The following is a 23,758-nucleotide window of genomic DNA, read 5'->3' as shown; positions in this document are numbered from 1 at the left end:
GGATCGGCCGGTCGAACGGCCAATGGTGGAGGCGAATCCGGATGGGGCAACTGATCGGAGACCGGGCCGTCGTGCTCGGCGCTGGTATGGCTGGACTGCTGACGGCGCGGGTGCTGTCGGAGTCCTACCGGAGTGTCGTCATCGTCGACCGGGACGACGTCGAGGGAGTCGAGGGGGCACGCCGCGGTGTGCCCCAGGGGCGGCACGCGCACGCGTTGCTCGCCAAGGGACAGCAGATCCTGCAGGAGCTCTTTCCCGGCCTGGACGGTGAACTGGCCGCGTCCAACGTGCCGGCCGGTGACCTCGCGGGTGATCTGCGCTGGTACTTCAACGGGCAGCGGCTGGCACCGGCGCGGTCCGGGCTGATGAGCGTCTCGTCGACCCGGCCGGTGCTCGAATTCCACGTGCGCAACCGGGTCGCGGCGCTGCCCCAGGTCAGCTTCAAGACCCCGTTCGCCGTGCGTGGCCTGCGCACCGGCGGCCAGGGGCGGATCATCGGGGTGACGATCGCCGGCGAGGACGGCGAGGTCGAGGAGCTCGCCGCCGATCTCGTGGTGGACGCCACCGGCCGCGGCTCGCGGTCACCGGTCTGGTTGCGGGAGCTGGGTTTCGCCCCGCCCGCGGAGGACCGCATCGTCATCAACCTCGCGTACACGACCCGGCGGTTCCTGCTGAACTCCGACCCGTACGGCGCGGACCTTTCGATCAACCCGGTGGCCTCGCTCGACAACCCGCGTGGCGGGTTCTTCCCGAAGCTCCACGACGGCAGCTCGATGCTGTCGCTGACCGGGATGCGCGGCGACCACCCGCCCACCGATTCCGAAGGGTTCCTCGCCTTCGCGAAAACCCTTGCCGCGCCCGAGATCTACGAGGCCGTCAAACACGCGGAACCGCTGGACGACCCGGTCACCTTCAAGTACCCGGCCAGCGTGCGGCGCCGCTACGAGCGGCTGGTCGACTTCCCGCGCGGGTTCCTGGTGATCGGCGACGGCGTGTGCAGCTTCAACCCCGTCTACGGGCAGGGGATGACGGTCGCCGCGCTGGAAGCGACCGTGCTGCGGGAGCAGCTCGCGCAGGGCAACGAGCCCGACGCGATCCAGTTCTTCCGCGCGATCGCGCCGCTGATCGACTCCCCGTGGGACATCTCCGCGGGCGGCGACCTGAACTTCCCCGGGGTGGAAGGGCCGCGCACGCTGAAGGTCCGCATGGGCAACGCGTACATGGGCAAGCTGCACGCCGCCGCGACGCGCGACCCCCGGGTCACCGAGGCCTTCTTCCGGGTCGCCGGCCTGGTGGATCCCCCGCAGGCGCTGATGCGCCCGTCGATGATCCTCCGCGTCCTCCGCAATGCCAAGCCGGCCGCCGACAGCGGGCGGCCGCCCGTCTCCGAGCAGGTTCACGTCGAAAGTGGGAGCAGAAATGACCAGTGAGAACGTCAGCGCCGCCGGTCGGATCGAGGCGATCTGGAAGGACGTGCTGGACGTCCAGGACATCCGCCAGGAGGACACGTTCTTCGAATTGGGCGGGCAGTCGGTCACCGCGGTCTTCGTCGTCGAGCGGATCGAGGCCGAGTTCGGGGTCTCCCTCGACATCGGTGACCTCTTCGAGGACCCGGATCTCGCCACGTTCACCCAGGACGTGCTTTCCCGCAGCCGTAAAGCGGCGTGACGGCATGCCGCTGCGAAGGCTGCCCAACGGGTTGGAAGTCGCGCAGGTCGATCCGGGCGAGGCCGCGTTCCTCTACCGGGAGATCTTCGTCGAGCGGTCCTATCTCCGTGACGGGTTCCCGAATCCCACGCCGGAAGTGATCTTCGACATCGGGGCCAACATCGGCATGGCCTCGATGTTCTTCGCGCAGACCTTCCCCGGCGCGTTCATCGTCGCGGCGGAACCGGCCCCCGAGCCGTTCGCCGCGCTGACGGAGAACTTCCGCAGGCACGTGCCCGGCGGGGTGACGCACAACGTCGCGCTGGCCGACCGGGAGGGCACGCGGCGGCTCGGCTACTACCCGAACGCCACGGCCGAGTCGGGGTTCTACGCCGACCAGGACAGTGAGACGGAGCTCGCGCGCCGTCTCCTGGTGGAGCGTGGGCTTTCCCCGGCTCAGGCCGGGGCGATCGCCGAGTCCCGGCACGAGCTGTCCTACATCGACTGCCGGACGACCACGGTGTCCGCGCTGATGCGCGAGCATTCGGTCGACCACGTCGATCTGCTGAAGATCGACGTGGAGAAGAGCGAGATCGAGGTACTGGCGGGGATCACGGAGCCGGATTGGGGCCGGATCCGCAACGTCGTCCTGGAGATCCACGATTTCGACGACCGGCTGCACCAGGTCCTCACCCTGTTGAAGGAACGCGGTTTCACCTGCGAGACGGAGCAGGAGACCGAGCTTTCGGCCTCCGACATCTTCATGATCTACGCGACGAAACCGGGGTGAACCCCGCCGCAAACGTGGAGACGTCCCGGCGGTCGCTCGTATCCGAGGATAGAGCAGGAATGCTTGTGCGACAACAGTTCTGACACGGAAAGGGAACACGATGCGGGTGCTGTTCTGCGTTTTCCCCGCACCGGCGCATTTCCTGCCGCTGGTCTCCTACGCCTGGGCGCTCCAGGCGGCGGGCCACGAGGTGCGCATCGCCGCGCCGTCGGGGCAGGACACCGGGATCACGTCGGTCGATTTCGACCGGGTGGTCACGGCCACCGGGTTGATCCCGGCGGTGTGCGGGGAGCCGGAGCCGCTCGCGGTGCACGACCGCGGCCATCCGGGCTGGCTGGATCTGCTGCCGACCGAAGCGGAGACCGAGCGGTTCTCCGAGGTGCTCGACCTCGACGCCGCCGGTCTCCACGTCTGGGAGATGTTCCACTGCTTCCAGGTGCTCGCGGCTCGTGACTACCACCCGCCGAAGCCCCGGCAGGACGTGCTGGCGCTGGTCGACTTCGCCGTCGAATGGCGGCCGGACCTGGTGCTGTGGGATCCGTGGCTCCCTGGCGGTGCCGTGGCGGCGCGGGTTTCCGGCGCGGCGCACGCCCGGGTGCTGAACGCCCCCGACTACTCCGGTTTCGTGCTGGACCGGATCGCGCGGCGGCGGGCCGAAGGCGTCGACGTGCCGGAGGACCCGCTGACCGCGACCGTCCGCCCCCTCGCCGAGCACTTCGGCCTCGCCCTGGACGAGGAGCTGCTGCTCGGCCAGTGGACGGTCGATCCCTTCCCCGACGGTCTCCGGCTGCCGAGCCGGGTCCCGTCGGTGTCGGTGCGCAACGTCCCGTTCAACGGCGCGGCGCCGGCGCCGGACTGGCTGCACACCCCCTCCGACCGGCCGAGGGTCGGCCTGTCGCTGGGGGTTTCGGTCCGCAAGTTCATGAAGGGTGACTGGGGCCGGACGGCGAAGCTGCTCGACGCCGTCGCCGATCTCGACGTCGACGTGATCGCCACCCTCGACAAGAACCAGCTCGCCGACCGCCCGGCCGGCGTGCCGTCGAACGTCCGCACCGTGGACTACATCCCGCTCAACCAGCTGCTGCCGACCTGTGACGCGCTGATCCACCACGGCTCGACCGGCACCTTCGCCTCGGCGACGGCGTTCGGGGTGCCGCAACTGATCTGCGACACCGACGAGCCCGTGCGGTGCTACGGGAAGCCGACCGAGGACGGGATCGAGTGGCGGTTCGACTGCCAGAAGCAGCTCACCGCCACCGAAACCGCCGAGGTGGTCACCCGCCACGGCGCCGGCTTTCGCATCGATCACCAGAAGCAGAGCGCGGAGGAGATCCGGGATCGCCTCCGCCGCGTACTCGAGGAGCCGTCCCACGCCGAAGGCGCGGCGGCTCTGCGGCGGGGCTGGCTGGCCACGCCCGGGCCGACGGAGATCGTCGGCGTCCTGGAACGGCTGACCGCCGAGAACCGCGCCTGAGACGAGAGGAAGCGACATGAGGATCCTGGTGACCGGAGGGGCCGGATTCATCGGCTCGGAGTTCGTCCGCGCGGCGTTGCGCGGGGAACTTCCGGGGCTTTCCGAGGCCGAGATCACCGTCTTCGACAAACTGACCTATTCGGGGAATCTGGCCAATCTCGCTCCGGTCGCCGAAGCGGCGGGGTACCGGTTCGTCCGCGGTGACACCGCCGATCCGCGCGCGGTGGACGAGATCGTCGCCGGGCACGACGCCATCGTGCACTTCGCCGCCGAGACCCACGTCGACCGGTCGATCGTGAGCGCGGCGCAGTTCGTGCAGACCAACGTCGCCGGGACCCAGCTGCTGCTGGAGGCCGCGCAGCGGCACGGTGTCGGCCGGTTCGTGCACGTCTCGACCGACGAGGTCTACGGCTCGATCGACTCGGGTTCGTGGACCGAGCAGTCGCCGCTGGACCCGAATGTCCCTTACGCCGCCGCGAAAGCCGGTTCGGACCTGCTGGCGCTGGCGTTCCACCGCACGCGCGGGCTGGACGTCATCGTCACCCGGTGCACGAACAACTACGGGCACTACCAGTACCCGGAGAAGGTGATCCCGTTGTTCATCACCAATCTCCTCGACGGGAAGTCCATCCCGCTCTACGGCGACGGCCGCAACGTCCGTGACTGGCTGCACGTCTCGGACCACTGCCGCGCGCTCGCGATGGTGCTGAACCGCGGCCGCGCCGGCGAGGTCTACCACATCGGCGGCGGTACCGAACTCGACAACAACGGCCTGGTCGAGCGGCTGCTCGCGGCCTGCGGCGCGGGCTGGGACCGGGTGCGGCACGTTCCGGACCGGCTCGGGCACGACCGCCGCTATTCCTTGGACATCACGAAGATCCGCGACGAACTCGGCTACGAGCCGGAGGTCCGGTTCGAGGACGGCCTCGCGACGACGATCGAGTGGTACCGAGACAACCGCAGCTGGTGGGAGCCGCTGAAGGCCGACGCCACCGTCACCAGGGCGGCGTGATGGACCCGAAGATGATCAACGTCTTCCAGCCGTCGCTGGGGGACGACGAACTCGCCGCCGTCGGCGAGGTGTTCAAGACCTCGTGGATCGGGCGCGGTACCAAGGTCGCGGAGTTCGAAGAGGCCTGGGCGGCGCACCTCGGCGTCGGCCGTTCGCACGTCACCTCGACGAACTCGTGCACCGAGGCGACGTTCCTCGCGATGGAGCTGTTCGGCATCGGGCCGGGCGACGAAGTGGTGCTGCCGACGGTGAACTTCGTCGGCGCGGCCAACGCCGTCGCCGCGCACGGCGCCCGGCCGGTGTTCTGCGACGTCGACCCCGAGCTGCTGAACCCGACGGTCGAGGACATCGAGCGCTGCCTGACCCCGAAGACCCGCGGCGTCCTGCTGCTGCACTACGGCGGGCGGCCTGGGCACATCGTGGAGATCGCGAAGCTGTGCCAGGATCGCGGGCTCTGGCTCATGGAGGACGCCGCCAACGCGCAAGCGTCCTCTGTGGACGGTAAGGCGGCCGGGACCTTCGGCGACATCTCGGCGTGGAGCTTCGACTGGGGCAAGATCGCCGTCGCGCTGGACGGCGGCATCCTGTACGCGAAGGACCCCGCGGTCACGGCCGAGGCGGCGAAACGCGCGTACCTGGGCATGGCGCAGTCGAGCGGTTTCTCCGAGGCGCACCGGACACAGACGCGGTGGTGGGAGTTCGAGGTCTCCTCGTTCTCCCGCCGGTCGATCATGAACGACGTCCAGGCCGCCGTGGGCACCACGCAGCTGGGCAAGCTCCGCGACTTCGTCAAGCGCCGCAGGCTGATCGCCGAGTTCTACGATTCCGCGTTCGCCGAGGTGCCGGGGCTGCGCACCCCGCCGCCGCTGCCCGACGGGCACGAGAGCTCGTACTACATCTACTGGGTGCAGATGGATCCGGAGATCCGGGACGCGGTGGCACGGCGACTGTTCGACGAGGGGATCTACACCACGTTCCGCTATCAGCTGCTGCACAAGGTCGACGCCTACGGTTCGGCCGCCGAGCTGCCCTCGGCCGAGAAGGCCGCGGCCTCGACGCTGTGCCTGCCGATCCACCAGGCGCTGAGCGACAGCGACATCGGGCGGGTCGTCGACACGCTCGCACGGGCCGTGCGGGACCGGACTCACGGCTGACCCGATCCGAGAACAGGGAGCGAACATGACATACGGGCACGATCACGTCGAACTGTACGACCTGGTTTTCCGTAGCCGGGGCAAGGATTTCGGGGCCGAGGCCGAGGAACTGGCCGCGTTGATCCGTGACCGCAAGCCCGGCGCCGCGACGCTGCTCGACGTGGCCTGCGGGACCGGCGCCCACCTCGAACGGCTCGCCGGGCTGTTCGACGAGGTCGAGGGCGTGGAGATCGCGCCGGCGATGCGGGAGTTCGCGCAGCTGCGGTTGCCCGACATCGACATCCACCCCGGTGACATGCGGGACTTCGACCTCGGGAAGAAGTACGACTCGCTGATCTGCATCGGCAACGCGGTCGCCTGCATGCTGTCGAGCCACGACCTGGACAAGGCCGTCGCGCGGATGGCGGAGCACCTCGACCACGGCGGCGTGCTCGTGGTCGAACCCTGGTGGTTCCCGGAGAACTTCATCGACGGCTACGTCGGCGGGCACGTGGTGCGCGAGGACCGCCGGGTGGTCTCGCGGCTGACCAGGTCGGTGCGCGAGGGACTGACGACGCGGATGGAGATCCGGTTCACCGTCTCGGAACCCGAAGGTATGCGCGCCTGGACCGACGAGCTGGTGACCAGCCTGTTCACGCGCGAGGAGTACGAGCTCGCGTTCGAGCGGGCCGGCTGCACGGTCGAGTTCCTCTCGGACCCGCTGCAGCTGTCCGACGGCCGGGCCAACGCGCCGGGGCTGTTCGTCGGCGTGCGCAAGTAGGCCGGTAGGGGTGACGGGCGTTGCGAAAGCCACTTTCGCAACACTGAAGGTTGCGAAAGCCACTTTCGCAACACCCCACAGCCCCCCAGCCCCAAAGCCCGGGGCGCGGGGGCTTTCCCCACGTCGGATGTGGGGAAAGCCCCTCGCCCTGCCCGCTTCGCCCCGGCCGCGCCGACCGCGCGACCGGGGCGAAACCGTGTCCTGGCAAGGAAAAACTCACGCAACGCTAGAGAAGACCCACGACGAGTCCCGGTGCGACCGTAGTGGTGAGGGCGCCGGAGAGACCAGGCGGCGACACCGCGGCGACCAAGCGGGACCCGAGCGACGAAAGGTGAACACAAGTGACGACAGCAGAGACTGCGGTGCCTGTGCGGATCGACGGGGAGACGCTCGACATCCCGGGTGTGCGCAAGATCGCCGAAGACGGCAGCCCGGTCGAGGTCACCTCCGAGGCCTTGGCCAAGGCGACCAAGAGCCGCCGGGTTTTCGAGGACATCGCCCGCCAGGACATCCCGATCTACGGGGTGACCACCGGCTACGGCGAGATGATCTACATGCTGGTGTCCACGGCCAAGGAGACCGAGCTGCAGACCAACCTGGTCCGCAGCCACAGCGCGGGTGTCGGTCCGCTGTTCGCGGAGGACGAGTCCCGTGCCATCGTCACGGCGCGGCTGAACGCGCTGGCCCGCGGCTACTCCGCGGTCCGTCCCGAGGTGCTGGAGCGGCTCGCCCTGTACCTGAACGAGGGCATCGTCCCCGCCATCCCGGAGATCGGCTCGCTGGGCGCGAGCGGTGACCTGGCGCCGCTGTCCCACGTGGCGACGACCCTGATCGGCGAGGGTTACGTGCTCGGCCCGAACGGCAAGGTCCCCACCGGCCGGGTGCTGCGCGAGCGCGGCATCGAGCCGTTGAGCCTGAAGTTCAAGGAAGGCCTCGCGCTGATCAACGGCACGTCGGCGATGACCGGCGTCGGCTCGCTCGTCCTCGACCGCGCCTTCGCCCAGCTGCGCCAGGCCGAGATCGTGACGGCGCTGATCGTCGAGGCGCTGCAGGGTTCGAAGAGCCCGTTCCTCGCCGAGGGGCACGACCTGGCCCGTCCGCACCCCGGCCAGATCGACACCGCGGCCAACATGCGCGCGCTCACCAGCGGCAGCAAGCTGACCGTCGAGCACGCCCGGCTGCGCGACCAGGTCGCCGCCGGCGCGGACGAGACCGGTGACGGCGTCGCCCGCACCCAGGTGTACCTCCAGAAGGCGTACTCGCTGCGGGCCATCCCGCAGGTGCTCGGCGCGGTGCGCAGCACGCTGAACCACGCCGCGGACACCGTGCGGGTCGAGCTGAACTCCTCGAACGACAACCCGTTGTTCTTCGAGGGCCAGGAGATCTTCCACGGCGCGAACTTCCACGGCCAGCCGGTCGCGTTCGTCATGGACTACACGACGATCGCGCTGACCCAGCTCGGCGTGCTCTCCGAGCGGCGGACCAACCGGGTGCTCAACCGGCACCTCAACTACGGTCTGCCGGAGTTCCTGGTGGCCGGTGACCCGGGCCTCAACAGCGGGTTCGCGGGCGCGCAGTACCCGGCGACGGCGCTGGTGGCGGAGAACCGCACGATCGCCCCGGCCAGCACGCAGAGCGTGCCGTCCAACGGCGACAACCAGGACGTGGTCAGCATGGGCCTGATCGCCACCCGCAACGCGCGCCGGGTGCTGGCCAACAACCAGTACATCCTGGCCGTGGAGTTCCTGGCGGCCGCGCAGGCGGTCGACATCTCCGGGCGCCGCGACGGGCTCAGCCCGGCTTCGCTGGCCACCTACGAGAAGGTGCGCGAGCTGGTGCCGACGCTGGACCAGGACCGCTACATGGCCGACGACATCGAGGCCGTCGCCGCCGCGCTGGCGCGGGGCGAGTTCCTCGACGCGGTCGAGTCCGCGGGCGTCGAACTGCGCTGAGGGATCGTGTCCAGGTGGTCGTGAGTGGCGTTTCGGGCACTGGCCGTGTGGATTTTGGTGCGGTGGATGCACCGAAATCCACACGGTCCCTCGTGACCGGTCCGGTCGTGTAGGGGTGTGTGGAAACAGGGGCGTTGAACGTCCCTGTTTCCACACACCCCTCACCCCCGGTGACGCCTCGCGCTTGCCACGCGGCCGGACACGTTTGCCTTACCCCTCAATAACCCGGAACGCCACTCACGACCCACGTGACCCCAGGGCACGACCGGAGTGGCCGGAGGCACGCCGCGGAGGCAGAATCGCCGCCATGGCACTGCCCTTCGGACCTCCGGTCGCCCCGATGCTCGCGAGGCCGCTGACCGCGATCCCCGAGGGCTGCTTCTACGAGCCCAAATGGGACGGCTACCGCACGATCGTGTTCCGTGACGGGGACGACGTGGAGATCGGCAGCCGGGGCGAGAAGCCCATGACGCGGTACTTCCCGGATCTCGTCGAGGCCGCGCGCCGTCAGCTCCCGGAGCGCTGCGTGGTCGACGGCGAGGCGGTCGTCTTCGCCGAAGACGGCCAAGGATTGGACTTTTTCGCGCTGCAGCAACGGGTTCACCCGGCGGCGAGCCGCGTGAAACAGCTCAGTGAGGACACACCGGTGTCGTTCGTCGCGTTCGATCTCCTCGCCCTCGGCGACACCGATCTCCGGGAAGAACCGTTCGAAATCCGTCGCGCGCGGCTGGAAGAGGCACTCGACGGCGCTGGCCCGCCGGTCCACGTGACCCCGGCGACGCGCGACATCGACGAGGCGCGCCGGTGGTTCGCCGAATTCGAAGGCGCCGGGATCGACGGCATCATCGCGAAGGATCCGAATCAGCCGTATCTGCCCGGAAAACGGGTTCAGGCGAAGATCAAGCACGTGCGGACCGCGGATTGTGTCGTCGCCGGCTATCGGGTGCACAAATCGGGCCCGGACCGGATCGGTTCGCTGTTGCTGGCGTTGTACGACGACATCGGCGCATGGGCGGGTTTCGAACAGTGGGTGACCCTGGTCGACGGCCTCGCCCCGGTCGGGGTGTCGGCCGCGTTCAGCCTGGCCAGGCGCGAGGAATTGTTCGAAGAACTCCAGCCGCTCGTCACGGATTTCGACCGGCACCCCTGGGGATGGATGGCCGACACCATCGAGGAACGCAAACGGCTCGGGCAGGGCGCGAGCCGGTGGAACCGGGAGAAGGATCCGACTTTCGTGCCGCTGCGGCCAGAACGGGTGGTGGAGGTCCGGTACGACTATCTCGAAGGCGTGCGGTTCCGGCACCCCGTCCAGTTTGTCCGCTGGCGCCCGGACCGCGACCCGGAATCCTGCCGCTACTCACAGTTGGAAAGGCCGGTGCGAGTCGATCTCGATCGGGTGATCGGGGCGAATCGTCCGATACGGCACGAATAGAGAAGTCCCGAATCCCCGTTCGCGGCATAGTTGCGTGGCGACTATAAACTGGATTGGGGATAATAGTGAGTGGCACCAAACGAACGAACTCGTCCTCGGTCGACGAGGAGATCCGCGTATCGGGCGCACGTGTCCACAACCTGAAGGACGTCACCCTGTCCGTGCCGACCGGGAAGATCACGGTCTTCACCGGTGTCTCCGGCTCCGGCAAGTCGTCCGTGGTGTTCGACACCATCGGTGTGGAGGCCCAGCGCCAGCTGTACAGCACGTTCCCGTGGTTCATCCGCAACCAGCTGCCGCGCTACGAACGGCCCGCGGTGGACGCGGTGGAGCGCCTCGGTACGCCGGTGCTCGTCGACCAGAAACCCCTCGGTGGCAGCGCGCGCTCGACGGTCGGCACGATCACCGACATCCTGCCCGTGCTGCGCACCCTGTTCGCCCGGCACGCCGACCCCGAACACGGGCGGCCTTCGCAGTACTCCTTCAACAACCCGCAGGGCATGTGCCCGGACTGCGACGGGCTCGGCAAATCCGTGCGGCTCGACCTCGACCGGATGCTCGACACCTCGAAGTCCCTCAATGACGGCGCGGTGCTGTTCCCCGAGTACAAGGTCGGTGGCCCGGACTTCCAGATCTGGGCGAACTCCGGGATGTACGACCCGGACAAGCCGCTCAAGCGGTTCACCAAGAAGGAGATGGACGACTTCCTGCACGGTACCGGCGGGAAGGTCACGGTCAAGACCAAGAACACCTCCTTCGCCACGAACTACGAGGGTCTCGAAGACCGGTTCACCCGGCTCTACCTCAAGCGCGACATCAGCACGCTGAGCGAGCGCAAGCGGGAGACCGTCAAGCAGTACGTCACCGACGGCGAATGCGCCTCGTGCGGCGGCACCCGGCTCAACGCGGCCGCGCTGGCCACCAAGATCCAGCGCAAGAACATCGCCGAATGGGCCGCGCTGCAGGTCGACGAGCTGATCGAGCTGCTCGGGAAGCTCACCGGCGCGACGGTGAAGGCCATCGCGGACAACGCGCGGGTCGGCCTCGAACGGATGGCCGCCATCGGGCTCGGCTACCTGACCCTCGACCGGCAGACCTCCACCCTCTCCGGTGGTGAGGCGCAGCGCCTGAAGCTGGTCCGGCACCTCGGCAGCGACCTGACCGGCATGCTCTACATCTTCGACGAGCCGAGCACCGGCCTGCACCCGCACGACGTCGGCAGGCTCACCGCGCTGCTGAAGGCGTTGAGCGACCGCGGGAACACCGTCCTCGTCGTCGAGCACGACCCGGACGTCATCGCGATCGCCGACCACGTCGTGGACCTCGGTCCCGGCGCGGGCGTGCACGGTGGCGAGGTCGTGTTCGAGGGCACGGTCGCCGCGCTGCGCAAGTCGTCGACGGCCACCGGCAAGGCGCTGAGCGCGCCCACGAAGCTCAACACGACGCCGCGCACCCCTTCCGGCAAGCTGCCGGTGAAGAAGGCCGCGCTGCACAACCTGAAGAACGTGTCGGTGGAGTTCCCGGCCGGGGTGCTCACCGCGGTCACCGGTGTCGCCGGCTCCGGCAAGTCGACGCTCGTCGAGCAGGTCTTCCTCGCCGAGTACCCGGACGCGATCTTCGTGGACCAGAAGCCGATCTCGGCCTCGCTGCGGTCCACGCCGGCGACGTTCATCGGCGTGATGGACGGGATCCGGAAGCTGTTCGCCAAGGCGGGCAAGGTTTCGGAAGGCCTGTTCAGCTTCAACTCCAAGGGCGCCTGCGAGGAGTGCGAGGGCCGCGGGGTCATCATCACCGAGCTCGCGTACATGGACCCGGTGACGAGCGAATGCGAGAGCTGCGGCGGCCGCCGGTTCACCGACGCGGTGCTCGAACACGAGCTGCGCGGCAAGTCGATCGCCGACGTGCTGGAGATGCCGATCTCCGAAGCGGCCGAGTTCTTCACCGAGCCCGCGCTGGCGCCGAAGCTGAAGGCGCTGGTCGAGGTCGGCCTCGGCTATCTGAGCCTCGGCCAGTCGCTCAGCACGCTCTCCGGTGGTGAGCGCCAGCGGCTCAAGCTGGCGAACGAGCTGCACCGCGAGGGTTCGGTGTTCGTGCTCGACGAGCCGACCACCGGTCTGCACCTGTCCGATGTGGACACGTTGATGGGGATTCTCGGTACGCTGGTCGAAAAGAACAACACGGTCATCGTGATCGAGCACAACCTCGACGTGATCCGCCAGGCCGACTGGATCATCGACCTCGGCCCGGAGGGCGGCACCGCCGGCGGCGAGATCGTCTTCACCGGCAAGCCCGCGGATCTGGTGAAGCACCGCACCTCGCTGACCGGACAGCACCTCAAGCGGCACTGCGGCTGATCGGGAGGCGGCACTCGGATGGCGGCCAAGTACCTTGAGCTGCAGGTGCGTTCGCCCGCGGGCGAACGCACCGTCCGAGTGTCCAATCCGGACAAGATCTATTTCCCGGACCTCGGCGCGACGAAGCTCGAACTGATCGAGTACTTCGTCGCGGTCGGGGACGGGCTCCTGGCCGCGACGCTGCACCGCCCGACCACCCTCGAACGGTGGCCGGGCGGTGTGCAGCCGGAGTCCAAGCTCACCGAATGGAACGGCGCGCGCGGCTCGGCGTTCTTCCAGAAGCGGCTGCCCAAGGGCGCGCCGGAGTGGGTCCGGACGGTCCGCGTCCCGGTGAACGACGACATCGTCCTCGACGAGGTCTGCCCGACCGAGCTCGCGGTGCTTGTGTGGGGAGCGAACCTCGGCACCCTGACGTTTCACACCTGGCCGGTCCGCGAGGGCGATCTCGGCCGCCCGGACCGGCTCCAGATCGACCTGGACCCCGGTCCCGGACGCACCTTCGCCGACATCGCAGGAGTGGCTCAGGAGCTGCGTGCGCTGCTGGCGGAGTCCGGGATGACCGCCGGCCCCAAGACCTCCGGCAAGGGCGGCCTGCACGTCCTGGTGCCCATCGCGCCGAAATGGTCGTTCGCCGACGTCCGCCGGGCCGCGATCGCGCTGGGCCGGGAACTCGTCCGGCGCAGGCCGGATCTGGTCACCATGGAATGGTTCAAGAAGAACCGCGGTTCGCGCGTGTACTTCGACTACAACCAGGTCGCCGCGACGGTCGGTTCGGCGTACTCGGTGCGACCCACGGCGCGCGGCCTCGTGTCCGCCCCGCTGACCTGGGACGAGCTCGCCGCCGCCGAACCCGCCGACTTCGACATCCGCACCATGCCCGCCCGGTTCGCCGCCGTGGGGGACCGGCACGCGTGGCTGGACGACGTCGGCCACGACCTGACACCACTGCTGGAGCAGGCCGAGCGCGACGAGCGCGCCGGCCTTCCCGACCTGCGCTGAACCACGGCTTTCCTCGGCAGGTCAGGAGACGCCGCCCTCGCGTGCGCGGACGACCATGGATCCGGAGACAGCCCGCAGCACCAGTAGGCGAACGATCACTTCCATCAGGAGGCACGATGCAGGACGTCATCAGGACAATCGACACCTGTCGGGTGTGTGGCGCCGATGACTGGCTCGAGGTCTACTCGTTCGGGTCGCACCCCCTGGCGAACGGTTTCCTCGAACCGACGGACCCGCTCCCCGAAGAGCCCGCCTTCCCGCTGGACGTCGTGGTGTGCCGGGACTGCCGGCTGATGTCGATCCGGCACGAGGTCCGGCCGGACGTGATGTTCAGCGACTACGTCTACGTGACCTCGGAATCCGCGCTGATCGCGGGGCACATGGAGCGGATCGTCGACTGGGCGCACGAGCGCGCCGGCCTCACCGAGGGCGACCTGGTCGTCGAGCTGGGCAGCAACATCGGCACCCAGCTGACCTACTTCCAGCGCCGCGGGCTGCGGGTGTTCGGGGTGGACCCGGCCCGCAACCTGATCGAGATCGCCAACGAGAAGGGCGTCCCGTCGCGTGCCGCCTTCTTCGGCCGCGAGTCGGCGGCGCGGGTGGCCGCCGAGCACGGCAAGGCGAAGTTCGTCCTCGGCAGGCAGTGCTTCGCGCACATCCCGGACGTGCACGACGTCCTCGACGGGGTGATCTCGGTGATCGCCGACGACGGCGTCCTCGCCATCGAGGTGCCGTACCTGGTGGATCTGCTGGCGGAGAACCAGTTCGACACGATCTTCCACGAGCACTTCTCGTACTACTCGGTGTCCACTTTGGACAGGCTGTTCGCCTCGCACGGGCTCCGGCTGATCGACGTCCAGCGGGCGCCGGTGCACGGCGGGTCGATCATCGTCTTCGCCACGCCTCAGGACAGCCCCGTGGCCACGCGGGAGACCGTCGGGGCGATCCTCGGGCACGAGCGGAAGCTCGGGCTGCTCACCGACCGGCCGTACCTGGAGTTCGCGGCGAACACCGCGTCGGTGATCGACCACATCCGCGACTTCGTGCGCGGCCTGGTCGCCATGGGCAAGCGGGTCGCGGGCTACGGCGCGCCGTCGAAGGGCTGCGCGCTGCTGCAGTTCTGCGGGCTCACCGCGGCGGAGATCGAATTCGTCACCGACACCACCAAGGGCAAGCAGGGCAAGCTCACCCCGGGCACGCACGTCCCGGTGCGCTCGCCGGAGGAGGCCAAGGACACGCCTCCGGACTACTACCTGCTGCTGGCGTGGAACTACGCCGACGAGATCATCGCGAACGAGCACGAGTTCCTGGACGCGGGCGGCCGGTTCGTGGTGCCGATCCCGTCGCCTCGCGTGGTTTCGAGCCGGTGGCGGGACTCCGCCGCGGCCTGAGCCCGACCCGCCGATGCCCCGTCGCTTCCCGCGACGGGGCATCGTCTTTCCCGCAACTCACGTGATCAGAGACGTAACTCGCGTGATCAGAGACGTAACTCGCGTGATCAGAGGCGCAACTCGTGAGTTACGCCTTCAATCACGCGAGTTACGTGTTCGATCACGCGAGTTACGTCTTCGAGCCCGGTGCCAGCGGTCAGGGGCGTGGCACGGGGAGCCGGCTCGAGCGCCGCTGCCGGGGCACCTCCACCAGCGTCCCCTCCCGCCGCGCGAACCACGCCGCGAGCGGGGCGGCCATCGCCGTCGAGACGAGCGCCATCAGCACCAGCATCGTGAACAGCGTGGGGGACAGGACCCCGAGCTGGAGCCCGACGTTCAGAACCACGAGCTCGGTCAGGCCGCGGCAGTTCATCAGGGTGCCGATCTGCAGCGAGCGGTTCCAGGTCTCGCCGACGCTGCGGGCCGCGATCGCGGCACCGCCGAGTTTGCCGACCACGGCCACGAACACGATCGCGACACACCACAGCCACAGCCCGCCGTCGGCCAGCAGGCCGATGTCGGTCCGCAATCCGCTGTAGGCGAAGAAGAGCGGCAGCAGGACGGCCGCGGTCAGCCCCCCGGTGTTCTGGCGCAGCCACGATTCCGCCGCGTTGTCGCGCGGGAAGACGAGGCCGAACATGAAGGCGCCGAACATCGCGTGCACGCCGATCCATTCGGTCGACATCGCGCACAGCAGCACACCGACGAGCGCGAGCGGGGCCAGCTTGCGCAAGGTGCTTTCGGAGGTGCGCCGCGCGACCCGTTCCAGCAGCGGCCTGGCCACCAGGAGCAGGAACGCGATGAACACCGCCGCCAGCACCAGCGTCACCACGACACCGGTCAGCGAAGACGCCGTCACCAGGGCGACGACGACCGCGAGCAGCGTCCACGCCGTGACGTCGTCCACCACCGCACAGGTCAGCGCGACGACACCCACCTCGGTACGGAACAGTCCGACGTCCTGGAGGATCCGGACCAGCACCGGCAGCGCGGTCACGCTCAGCGAGACACCGAAGAACAGCGCGAACGCGAGGAAGCCGATGCCCTCCGGCGCGAACCGCGTGTAGGCCACGATCGCGAGCGCGACGCCGAGCAGGAAGGGCACCGCGATGCTGACGTGGCTGACCACCACCGCGAGATGACCTTTGCCGCGCAGCAGCCGGGTGTTGAGTTCGAGGCCGGTGAGGAACACGAACAGCACGACCCCCACCTGCGCGAGGGCGTTCAGCTCCGGCAGTACCGAAGCGGGGAACAACGCGGCCGCGCCCTCCGGCCAGGCGGCGCCGAGCGCGGACGGGCCGAGCAGGATGCCCGCCGCGATCTCCCCGATGACCGGCGGCTGGCCGATCCGCTGCAGGAGTGCTCCGACGAGTTTGCAGGCCGCCACCACGACCGCGATCGCGAGCAGGAGATGCGCGAGAGGATGCCCGGTCACGGTCTCCACCGCGGCCGCGGAAGTGCCCTCGCCGCCCCCGCCGACGAGCAGGCCGACCGCCAGCAGCACCGGCGCGACGACCAGCAGGCCGTAGACGGCGATCGCGCGGACGTGCCGCGATCGCCTGGTCGCGCGCTCGGACGTTCGCTCGGACATACCCATCACTCCCTCATCGTGTGCCGTCGGGACGAACCGGTCAGGCGGCTCTGCCGAGCGGCTCGCGCGCCAGGTCCGCCAGTACGCGCACGGTGTCCGCGGTGGACGGTTGGACGGCGATCTCGGCGGCCACGTCCGCCGCGGCGCGGGCGTACCCGGGCCGGGCGAGCACCTCGGCGGTACGAGCGGCCACGGACGCGGGAGTCACCTCGTCCGGCAGCAGGCGCAGCCCGCCGCCCGCCCGCACCACGGCCTCGGTGTTGTCGAACTGGTCGTCGAAGACCGGCAGCATCACCTGTGGCCGTCCGGCGGCGAGCGCGGTGAGCGTGGTGCCCTGTCCGCCGTGGTGGATCACCGCGTCACAGGCGCCGAGCGACTGGGACAGCGGCAGCCAGCCGAAGTGCCGCACGGCGTCCGGCAGGGCGGGCCAGCGGGCCGCCACGGCCTCGGAGACGGCGACGACGAGTTCGACGTCCAGCCCGGCCAGCGCGAGCAGGACCGGATGCCACGCCGACACGACGTCCTCGCCGATGCGGGGGACGACGGTGCCGAGCGTCATGCAGACCCGGGGCCTGGTACGGCGTTCGAGCGCCCAGCCGGGGACGAGGGCGTCACCGTTGTACGACTCGTGGCGCACGCTGAGATGCCCGTCGGCGTAGGGCAGCCGCAGCCCGGGCGGCCACGGGTTGAGCGAGGCACGCGGGGCGGGCAGCCCGGCCAGCCCGCGGGCGGCGAGGGTGGGCCGGAGTTCGTCGGCCGCGGCGATCCGGTACTGCGGCAGTGCCGCGCGGCCCCAGTGCAACTCGATCTGGGGGATGCCGAGGGTGTGCGCCGCGATCGGGCCGGCGAATTCGGCGCGCTCGCTGACCACGAGGTCGGGCCGCCAGTCTCGGAGCAGCCGCTCGGTACGAGGGAGCCGCTGGCGGGCGATCCGGCCGAAAGCCCGCCCGTTGGCGTACTCCTCGTCCTGTACCCCGCCGTGGGTCACCAGGTCGACGAAATCCGCCGCCGGTCCGCACGAGGCGACCGGCAGCCCGGACCGGACGGCCGCGGCGGTGAAGCCGTCCGTGGTGACCATGAGGACGTCGTGTCCCGCCGACCGGCACGCCCAGGCGAGGGGCACCAGTGGGTAGAAGTGTCCCGGCAGACCGATCGCGGTGAAGGCAATGCGCACATCGATCAAGGTCGCATTCGCGGTCCGGCACCCGCGTCTTGTGGGTTGCGACCCGGTCCGAACGCCATGAACGGTCCGTTCCTTGCGAAATTCGCAAGGAACGGACCGTTCATGGCGCGCTCAGGGAGCGGAGGTCAGCCGTTCGCGGCGATGTCCGCGAGGACCGCCGCGATGGTGCGGACCGGGACGCCGGTGCCGCCCTTGCCGGTGTAACCCCACGGTCCGGCGGTGTTGAACGACGGGCCCGCGATGTCGATGTGCGCCCAGGGCAGGCCCTCGGTGACGAACTCGCGCAGGAAGATGCCCGCGGCGAGCATGCCGCCCCAGCGGTGCCCGGTGACGTTGGCCAGGTCGGCGAGACGCGAGTCGAGGTCGGCGCGCAGTTCCTCCGGCAGCGGCATGGCCCAGCCGCCCTCACCGGTGGCCTGCGCGATCGAGGCGATCCGGTCGCGGAACTCGTCCGAGCCCATGACGCCCGCGGTGCGGTTGCCCAGCGCGACGACCTGCGCGCCGGTCAGGGTCGAGGTCTCGATCAGGTAGTCGGGGTTCTCCTCGCCCGCGCGCACGATGGCGTCGGCCAGCACGAGACGGCCTTCGGCGTCGGTGTTGAGCACCTCGACGGTCTTGCCGCCGTACATGCTGAGCACGTCGCCCGGCCGGTACGAGGTGGCCGAGGGCAGGTTCTCCGCGAGCGGGATGTGCGCGACGACCTCGAGCGGGTACTTCAGCTTCGCGGCCAGCACCACCGAGGCGAGCACGGCGGCCGCGCCCGACATGTCCGAGGTCATGTGGTCCATGTTCGCGGCGGGCTTGATCGAGATGCCGCCCGAGTCGAAGGTGATGCCCTTGCCGACCAGCGCGACCTTCTTCGAGGCCTTCGCGGGCTTGTAGGCGATGCGCAGCAGCCGCGGCTGACGCGACGAACCGCCGCCGACGCCGAGGATGCCGCCGAAGCCCTTGCGCTTGAGGGCCTTCTCGTCGAGGACCTCGAAGTCGAGGTTGTTGGCCTCGGCCAGTGTCTTCGCGCGGTCGGCGAAGGAGGCCGGGAACAGGTCGTTCGGCGGGGTGTTGATCAGGTCGCGGGCGACGATGACCGACTCGGCGATCAGGCCGGCGGCCTTCAGCGTCGCCTTGTGGTCCTTGGCGGCGCCCTCCTCGGGGCTCACGAAGTCGACCTTGGCGACCGGGCCGTCGCCCTTCTCGGAGCGGTACTCCGTGAAGTTGTAGGCGCCGAGCACGGTGCCTTCGACGGCGGCCTGCAGGTCGATCGCCGACAGCGTGACGAACGCGCGGTCGGTCCCGCTCAGCGCCCGCGCGGCGGCACCGGCGCCCCGGCGGACCTGCTCGGCGGTGACGCCGTCCGCGCCCGCCTTGCCGAGACCGACGGCCAGCACGACACCGGCGGACAGCTTGCCCAGCGTCGGTACCTTGACGACCTCGTCGGCCTTGCCGGACGCGCCGAGGGTGCCGAGGACGTCGGCGAGCTTGCCGTCGAAGGCGGAATCGGCGACGGAGGAGCCGGCGGCGAGGGCCAGGCCGTCCTCGCCCTGCAGGGTTCCGATGACGACGACGTCGGCGCGCGTCTTGGCAAGCGCCGCTTCGGCGTTCTCGGTCAGGGCAAGCTTCGGCACGGTCACTTCTGGCTCCTCGCGCGTTCGCGGTGGTACCGGGCGGCCGCCCGGTTGGATCGTGAGCCATGCTAATGACAGCGGGACCTGGGGTAACAGCGGGGCCGATCGTGTACGGGAAGGGAGACGGCGTGCGGCTGGCTGGCGGTCTGCTCATCGCACTGGCGGTGGGCACCTCCGGAGCGGGCTACTGGGTGCTCGCCGCGGTCGTGGTCGCGGCCGTGGCCGCCGTCGGGGCGGAGGCGCTGCTGCCGCCGGTGGGCGACACCCGCCCCGGCCGGATCGTGGGTTCCGTTTCGCGGTTGGGCCTGGTCCTGGTGTTCGCGACGACGTTCGGCCAGTACGTCTTCCCGTCCGCGCCGGGAGCCGCCGCCGCGGTGTTCGCCGTCGTGGTGACCGTCGCCGACCTGGCGGGTGTCCGCCTCGGCGACTACGCGGCCCGCTGGATCACCGGACTGCTGCTGGTCGCCGCCGCGTCGCTGATCGCCATCTGCGTCGGGATCCCGCCGCTGGCGCAGTTCATCGCGCCGGACCCGCCGTCCGTGCCGGGGCTCGGCCTCGCCGTGCTGGTGCTGCTGCCGTTCCTGCTGCCCCGCCGCCCCGGCGCGGGCCGCGCCGCCGCGGTGGGCGCCGTGGCCGTCGCGATCACCGCCGTCGCGCTCTACCAGCTGGGACCGGTCCGGCTGGGGCTTTCGGCGACGTCGTTCCGTGAGCTCCTCGCCGCGGCCGACGCGGTCTCGCTGCTGCCGGTGCTGACCGTCGTGGCCGCCGTGGCGACCGTCCCCGTCGCGGTGGACGCCTTCACCGACGGCCGCGAGCGGCTTTCCCCGGAACGTCCGAAGGCGACACTCGCTTGTGGACTGATCGTGGCCGTCACCGCGGCGTTCGCTGGGCCGGTCGTGGCCCTCGGGCTCGCGGGAGTGGGAACGCTCGCCGAACTGGTTCTGCGGGTCCGCGCCCGTAGGTACCGTGCAAGGCGTGCGTGATCCTCTCTGGACCCCGGGCGACACGGTCGTCGAACGCTTCCTGCGACCGGACGGCTCGATCGGCCAGCATCACCCGCTGCGCGTGATCTCCGACGACGGCACCGTGCTGCTCGGCTGGCTGCCCGCGGACACCCCCATCGTCGGCAGCAGGCTCGCCGACGGCCGGCTCTTCCGCGAGGCGCCGCTTCAGGAGCGGTTCCGGGTGCCGAGGGTGCGCGTGGCCGACTTCTGGCGCGACACCTCGACGCTGCGCCGCATCGCCGACGACGAATGGTCGTCGGTCTGGTGGTTCTTCGACGCCGGCGGCCGTTTCCTGAACTGGTACGTCAACCTCGAGGTCCCGCTGGGGCGCACGCCGTCGGGACCGGACCGCATCGACGGCATCCTCGACGTCGCCGTCGAGCCAGGCGGACGCTGGCAGTGGAAGGACGAGGACGAGGCGGAGGAGGCCGTCCTCGCCGGCCGTATCACCGCCGGTCAGCTGGAGCGGCTGCGCGCCGAAGGCGAGCGGATCGGGGCGCTCGCGGACGCCGGGCGCTTCCCGTTCGACGGGACGTGGACCGACTTCCGGCCCGACCCGGACTGGCCCGCGCCCGGCCTTCCCGAAGGGTTGCTCTAGCTCACCTGGAGGAGCAGGAGCAGCACCAGCACGACGTTGACCACCGTGAGGATGACCACCGACTTCGTCCCGAGCTCGCGCGGGAACACCTTGCCGTGGATGCTCTTCCACCAGAAGATGCCGAAGAAGCCCGCGATCAGGCCGAGGAACGCGCCGAAGCCGCTGTCGAGCAGGGCCCAGCCGTCCATCATCAGCACGCCGGTGCCGAAGGTGAGCAGCACGGCCGTCACGAAGGTCTTGACGTCGGCCCCCGCGCCGGGGGTGGCGGACTTGGCCGGTTGCGCCGGGTGGGCGGGCTGCATCTGGTTGTACGTCACGCCGCCATCCTAGGGGCGAGGGCCCTCCCGCGTTCGTCGCGACGGACAGATCGAGGGAGGTAAAGATATGCGGACGTCCGACTAACGTGGGTCCGACCAAGCGTTATCGTCTTGGGTATGACGACCTCGACGCAGTTCAGCCACCTCCCGCACCCGAGCCCCGCGAGCCCGGAACGCGTCGCGGACGTATTGGCCGCACCCGGCTTCGGCCTGCACTTCACCGACCACATGGTGACCGTGAAATGGAGCGCCGAGCAGGGCTGGCACGAGGCGACCGTCGGGCCGTACGCGCCCTTCGCGCTCGACCCGGCGACCTCCGTGCTGCACTACGGCCAGGCGATCTTCGAGGGCCTCAAAGCCTACCGCCAGCCCGACGGCACGATCGCGGCGTTCCGCCCCGACGCGAACGCGATCCGCTTCCGCAACTCGGCCGAGCGGCTCGCCATGCCGCAGCTGCCGGTGGAGACCTTCCTCGACTCGATCCGCGAGCTGATCGCGGTCGACAGCCGCTGGGTGCCGACGAAGCCGGGCGAGTCGCTGTACCTGCGGCCGTTCATGATCTCCACCGAAGCCGGGCTCGGCGTCAACCGGCCCGCGAACGAGTACCTCTACGCGCTGATCGGCTCGCCCGCCGGCTCGTACTTCTCCGGCGGCGTGAAGCCGGTGAGCGTGTGGCTCTCGACCGAATACGTGCGCGCCGTCCCAGGCGGCACCGGGGAGGCGAAGTGCGCCGGGAACTACGCGGCGTCCTTCGTCGCGCAGGCGCAGGCCGTGGAGAAGGGCTGCGACCAGGTCGTGTGGCTCGACGCGGTCGAGCGGCGCTGGGTCGAGGAAATGGGCGGGATGAACCTGTTCTTCGTCTTCGGCTCCGGTGACGAGGCCCGCGTCGTCACGCCGGAACTGACCGGTTCGCTGCTGCCGGGCGTGACCCGCAAGTCGCTGCTGGAGCTGGCGAAGTCGTTCGGGCACCGGGTCGAGGAGCGGCGCGTCTCCACCGACGAGTGGGAGAAGGCGGCGGCTTCGGGCGAACTCACCGAGGTGTTCGCCTGCGGGACCGCGGCGGTCATCACGCCGGTCGGGCACGTGAAGCACGCGGGCGGTGAGTTCTCCGTCGCGGGCGGGCAGCCCGGCGAGCTGACGATGAAGCTGCGCGGCGCGCTGACCGGGATCCAGGAGGGCACCCGGCCCGCCCCGGAAGGCTGGATGTACCCGCTGGGCTGACGTTCAAGTACGTGAAGGCCCCCTTCATTGCGCTAGACGCAATGAAGGGGGCCTTCACGTACTTCCGCATTTAGAGGACTAAACGCGGAAGGAGGGTCAGGCGGGAGGGGCCTCGATCAGGGGGCCGCTGACGCCGGCCTGCTCGTGCGTGGCCATCTCCGCGAGCACCCGCGTCGCCATGAACACCAGCGGCAGCGCCGCGACCGCGCCCGTCCCCTCGCCGAGACGCACGTCCAGGTCCAGGATCGGCTCCAGGTCGAGGTGCTCCAGCGCCAGCGCGTGCGCGGGTTCCCCGCCACGCTGGCCGGCGGCCCACCACTGACGCGCGCCGGGGACGAGTTCCTCGGCGACCAGCGCGGCCGCGGAGGCGACCAGCCCGTCGAGGATCACCGGCGTCTTCCGGAGCGAGGCCTGCGCGAGGAAGCCCGCCATCGCGGCGATGTCGGCGCCCGCGGCGGTGCGCAGCAGCGCGACCGGGTCGGCCAGTACGGTCCGCGCGCGCCGCAGCGCGTCCCGGACGGCCGCGGCCTTGCGCATCCAGGTGTTGTCGTCGATCCCGGAACCGCGGCCGACGACGGCCACCGGCTCGCTGCCGGTCAGCGCGGCGACCAGCACCGAGGCCGGCGTGCTGTTGCCGATCCCGAGGTCGCCCGCGATGAGCAGGTCGGCCCCGCCGTCGACCTCGGCGTCGGCGATCGCCCGGCCCGCGCGGACGGCGGCCCGCGCCTCCTCGTCGGTCAGCGCGTCCTCGACGTCGATCGAGCCGGAGCCGCGCCGCACCTTGAACTCGCCGATCGACCGCGTCGCGGGGGCGTCGCTGTCGACGGACATGTCGACGACCCGGACGCTCGCGCCCGCCGACGCCGCCAGGACGTTGATGGCCGCGCCGCCGGTCAGCATGCTGCCGACGAGTTGCGCGGTGACCTCACCCGGATAGGCCGAGACGCCCTTCGCGGCGATGCCGTGGTCTCCGGCGAACACCACGACCCGGGGCCGCGTGAACGGACGCGGCGGAGACTGGCCCTGGCAGGCCGCGACCCAGACGCCCAGTTCTTCGAGCCTGCCCAGCGACCCGGCCGGTTTGATCAGTTTCGAATGCAGGGCGATCGCCGCCGAGCGCGCGTGTTCATCAGGCTGCTCGACTTCGGCGAACTCGAGGATTTCGTCGTCCAACGCCCTGCCCCTTCGGATCGCTTCGGTGGCCGGGCCCAACCTACC

General features: G+C 70.0%; 20 protein-coding genes. 15 read left to right on the top strand and 5 right to left on the bottom strand.

The window, feature by feature from the left end:
• Nucleotides 1–41 precede the first annotated feature (41 nt).
• From ACOCEP_RS39970 to ACOCEP_RS39915, 12 genes are all read left to right on the top strand, one after another.
• Nucleotides 42–1,430 (top strand): FAD-dependent oxidoreductase, encoded by a 1,389-nt coding sequence (locus ACOCEP_RS39970; protein ID WP_482335117.1) that lies wholly within the window; start codon nt 42–44, stop codon nt 1,428–1,430.
• Nucleotides 1,420–1,668 (top strand): phosphopantetheine-binding protein, encoded by a 249-nt coding sequence (locus tag ACOCEP_RS39965; RefSeq protein WP_126733806.1) that lies wholly within the window; start codon nt 1,420–1,422, stop codon nt 1,666–1,668. Before ACOCEP_RS39970 ends, ACOCEP_RS39965 begins: the two co-directional genes overlap by 11 nt.
• 4 nt (nt 1,669–1,672) lie before the next feature.
• Nucleotides 1,673–2,437 (top strand): FkbM family methyltransferase, encoded by a 765-nt coding sequence (locus tag ACOCEP_RS39960; RefSeq protein ID WP_482335116.1) that lies wholly within the window; start codon nt 1,673–1,675, stop codon nt 2,435–2,437.
• Between the two features lie 100 nt (nt 2,438–2,537).
• Nucleotides 2,538–3,911, top strand: a complete 1,374-nt coding sequence (locus ACOCEP_RS39955) for a nucleotide disphospho-sugar-binding domain-containing protein (protein ID WP_482335115.1) — start codon at nt 2,538–2,540, stop codon at nt 3,909–3,911.
• A gap of 16 nt (nt 3,912–3,927) precedes the next feature.
• Nucleotides 3,928–4,923 (top strand): dTDP-glucose 4,6-dehydratase, encoded by a 996-nt coding sequence (gene rfbB / locus ACOCEP_RS39950; protein ID WP_482335114.1) that lies wholly within the window; start codon nt 3,928–3,930, stop codon nt 4,921–4,923.
• A complete protein-coding gene (locus ACOCEP_RS39945) occupies nt 4,923–6,077 on the top strand; it encodes a DegT/DnrJ/EryC1/StrS aminotransferase family protein (protein WP_482335113.1) in 1,155 nt (384 codons plus the stop codon). Before rfbB ends, ACOCEP_RS39945 begins: the two co-directional genes overlap by 1 nt.
• 25 nt (nt 6,078–6,102) lie before the next feature.
• The gene (locus ACOCEP_RS39940) at nt 6,103–6,837 is read left to right on the top strand and encodes a class I SAM-dependent methyltransferase (protein WP_034324463.1); all 735 of its coding nucleotides are present in this window, start codon (nt 6,103–6,105) and stop codon (nt 6,835–6,837) included.
• A gap of 341 nt (nt 6,838–7,178) precedes the next feature.
• Nucleotides 7,179–8,789 (top strand): tyrosine 2,3-aminomutase, encoded by a 1,611-nt coding sequence (gene cmdF / locus ACOCEP_RS39935; protein WP_482335112.1) that lies wholly within the window; start codon nt 7,179–7,181, stop codon nt 8,787–8,789.
• 307 nt (nt 8,790–9,096) lie between these two features.
• A complete protein-coding gene (locus tag ACOCEP_RS39930) occupies nt 9,097–10,221 on the top strand; it encodes an ATP-dependent DNA ligase (RefSeq protein ID WP_482335111.1) in 1,125 nt (374 codons plus the stop codon).
• Nucleotides 10,222–10,286: 65 nt separating this feature from the next.
• Nucleotides 10,287–12,575, top strand: a complete 2,289-nt coding sequence (locus ACOCEP_RS39925; protein ID WP_482335110.1) for an ATP-binding cassette domain-containing protein — start codon at nt 10,287–10,289, stop codon at nt 12,573–12,575.
• Between the two features lie 18 nt (nt 12,576–12,593).
• Nucleotides 12,594–13,574 (top strand): DNA polymerase domain-containing protein, encoded by a 981-nt coding sequence (locus ACOCEP_RS39920; protein ID WP_482335109.1) that lies wholly within the window; start codon nt 12,594–12,596, stop codon nt 13,572–13,574.
• A 116-nt stretch (nt 13,575–13,690) separates the two neighbouring features.
• Nucleotides 13,691–14,965: a class I SAM-dependent methyltransferase gene (locus ACOCEP_RS39915; protein ID WP_482335108.1), complete on the top strand. Its 1,275-nt coding sequence runs from the start codon at nt 13,691–13,693 to the stop codon at nt 14,963–14,965.
• 196 nt (nt 14,966–15,161) lie between these two features.
• Here the strand turns inward: ACOCEP_RS39915 and ACOCEP_RS39910 are convergent, their stop codons facing one another.
• The 3 genes from ACOCEP_RS39910 to ACOCEP_RS39900 form a co-directional block, all read right to left on the bottom strand.
• Nucleotides 15,162–16,595 (bottom strand): cation:proton antiporter, encoded by a 1,434-nt coding sequence (locus ACOCEP_RS39910; protein WP_482335107.1) that lies wholly within the window; start codon nt 16,593–16,595, stop codon nt 15,162–15,164.
• Between the two features lie 40 nt (nt 16,596–16,635).
• Nucleotides 16,636–17,769 carry a nucleotide disphospho-sugar-binding domain-containing protein gene (locus ACOCEP_RS39905; protein ID WP_482335106.1) on the bottom strand — a complete coding sequence of 378 codons (1,134 nt, stop codon included), beginning with the start codon at nt 17,767–17,769 and terminating at the stop codon, nt 16,636–16,638.
• A gap of 134 nt (nt 17,770–17,903) precedes the next feature.
• Complete coding sequence (locus tag ACOCEP_RS39900; protein WP_482335105.1) at nt 17,904–19,406, bottom strand: leucyl aminopeptidase; 1,503 nt, start codon at nt 19,404–19,406, stop codon at nt 17,904–17,906.
• 122 nt (nt 19,407–19,528) lie between these two features.
• Here ACOCEP_RS39900 and ACOCEP_RS39895 point away from each other — a divergent pair, with 122 nt between their 5' ends.
• Entirely contained in the window at nt 19,529–20,383 is an 855-nt protein-coding gene (locus ACOCEP_RS39895) for a hypothetical protein (protein ID WP_482335104.1), read from the top strand.
• Nucleotides 20,376–21,002: a DUF402 domain-containing protein gene (locus tag ACOCEP_RS39890; protein ID WP_482335103.1), complete on the top strand. Its 627-nt coding sequence runs from the start codon at nt 20,376–20,378 to the stop codon at nt 21,000–21,002. The genes ACOCEP_RS39895 and ACOCEP_RS39890 overlap by 8 nt, the downstream gene beginning before the upstream one ends.
• On the opposite strand, the gene ACOCEP_RS39885 is transcribed toward ACOCEP_RS39890, so the two are convergent.
• Complete coding sequence (locus tag ACOCEP_RS39885) at nt 20,999–21,319, bottom strand: hypothetical protein (RefSeq protein ID WP_482335102.1); 321 nt, start codon at nt 21,317–21,319, stop codon at nt 20,999–21,001. The genes ACOCEP_RS39890 and ACOCEP_RS39885 overlap by 4 nt on opposite strands.
• A 117-nt stretch (nt 21,320–21,436) precedes the next feature.
• On the opposite strand from ACOCEP_RS39885, the gene ACOCEP_RS39880 reads away from it, so the two are divergent.
• Nucleotides 21,437–22,540, top strand: coding sequence for a branched-chain amino acid aminotransferase (locus ACOCEP_RS39880; RefSeq protein WP_457960775.1), 1,104 nt, complete (start codon nt 21,437–21,439; stop codon nt 22,538–22,540).
• A 96-nt stretch (nt 22,541–22,636) separates the two neighbouring features.
• On the opposite strand, the gene cobT is transcribed toward ACOCEP_RS39880, so the two are convergent.
• Entirely contained in the window at nt 22,637–23,713 is a 1,077-nt protein-coding gene (gene cobT / locus ACOCEP_RS39875) for a nicotinate-nucleotide--dimethylbenzimidazole phosphoribosyltransferase (protein WP_482335101.1), read from the bottom strand.
• Nucleotides 23,714–23,758 lie beyond the last annotated feature (45 nt).

Source organism: Amycolatopsis sp. CA-211722 (assembly GCF_056828465.1).
This window is presented reverse-complemented; position numbering and strand designations above follow the sequence as displayed.

Excerpts from the sequence above, each read along its gene's own strand:
- ACOCEP_RS39970 (WP_482335117.1), top strand. The coding sequence starts at position 42 with ATGGGGCAACTGATCGGAGACCGGGCCGTCGTGCTCGGCGCTGGTATG.
- ACOCEP_RS39965 (WP_126733806.1), top strand. The coding sequence starts at position 1,420 with ATGACCAGTGAGAACGTCAGCGCCGCCGGTCGGATCGAGGCGATCTGG.
- ACOCEP_RS39960 (WP_482335116.1), top strand. The coding sequence starts at position 1,673 with ATGCCGCTGCGAAGGCTGCCCAACGGGTTGGAAGTCGCGCAGGTCGAT.
- ACOCEP_RS39955 (WP_482335115.1), top strand. The coding sequence starts at position 2,538 with ATGCGGGTGCTGTTCTGCGTTTTCCCCGCACCGGCGCATTTCCTGCCG.
- rfbB (WP_482335114.1), top strand. The coding sequence starts at position 3,928 with ATGAGGATCCTGGTGACCGGAGGGGCCGGATTCATCGGCTCGGAGTTC.
- ACOCEP_RS39945 (WP_482335113.1), top strand. The coding sequence starts at position 4,923 with ATGGACCCGAAGATGATCAACGTCTTCCAGCCGTCGCTGGGGGACGAC.
- ACOCEP_RS39940 (WP_034324463.1), top strand. The coding sequence starts at position 6,103 with ATGACATACGGGCACGATCACGTCGAACTGTACGACCTGGTTTTCCGT.
- ACOCEP_RS39930 (WP_482335111.1), top strand. The coding sequence starts at position 9,097 with ATGGCACTGCCCTTCGGACCTCCGGTCGCCCCGATGCTCGCGAGGCCG.
- ACOCEP_RS39920 (WP_482335109.1), top strand. The coding sequence starts at position 12,594 with ATGGCGGCCAAGTACCTTGAGCTGCAGGTGCGTTCGCCCGCGGGCGAA.
- ACOCEP_RS39915 (WP_482335108.1), top strand. The coding sequence starts at position 13,691 with ATGCAGGACGTCATCAGGACAATCGACACCTGTCGGGTGTGTGGCGCC.
- ACOCEP_RS39910 (WP_482335107.1), bottom strand. The coding sequence starts at position 16,595 with ATGTCCGAGCGAACGTCCGAGCGCGCGACCAGGCGATCGCGGCACGTC.
- ACOCEP_RS39880 (WP_457960775.1), top strand. The coding sequence starts at position 21,437 with ATGACGACCTCGACGCAGTTCAGCCACCTCCCGCACCCGAGCCCCGCG.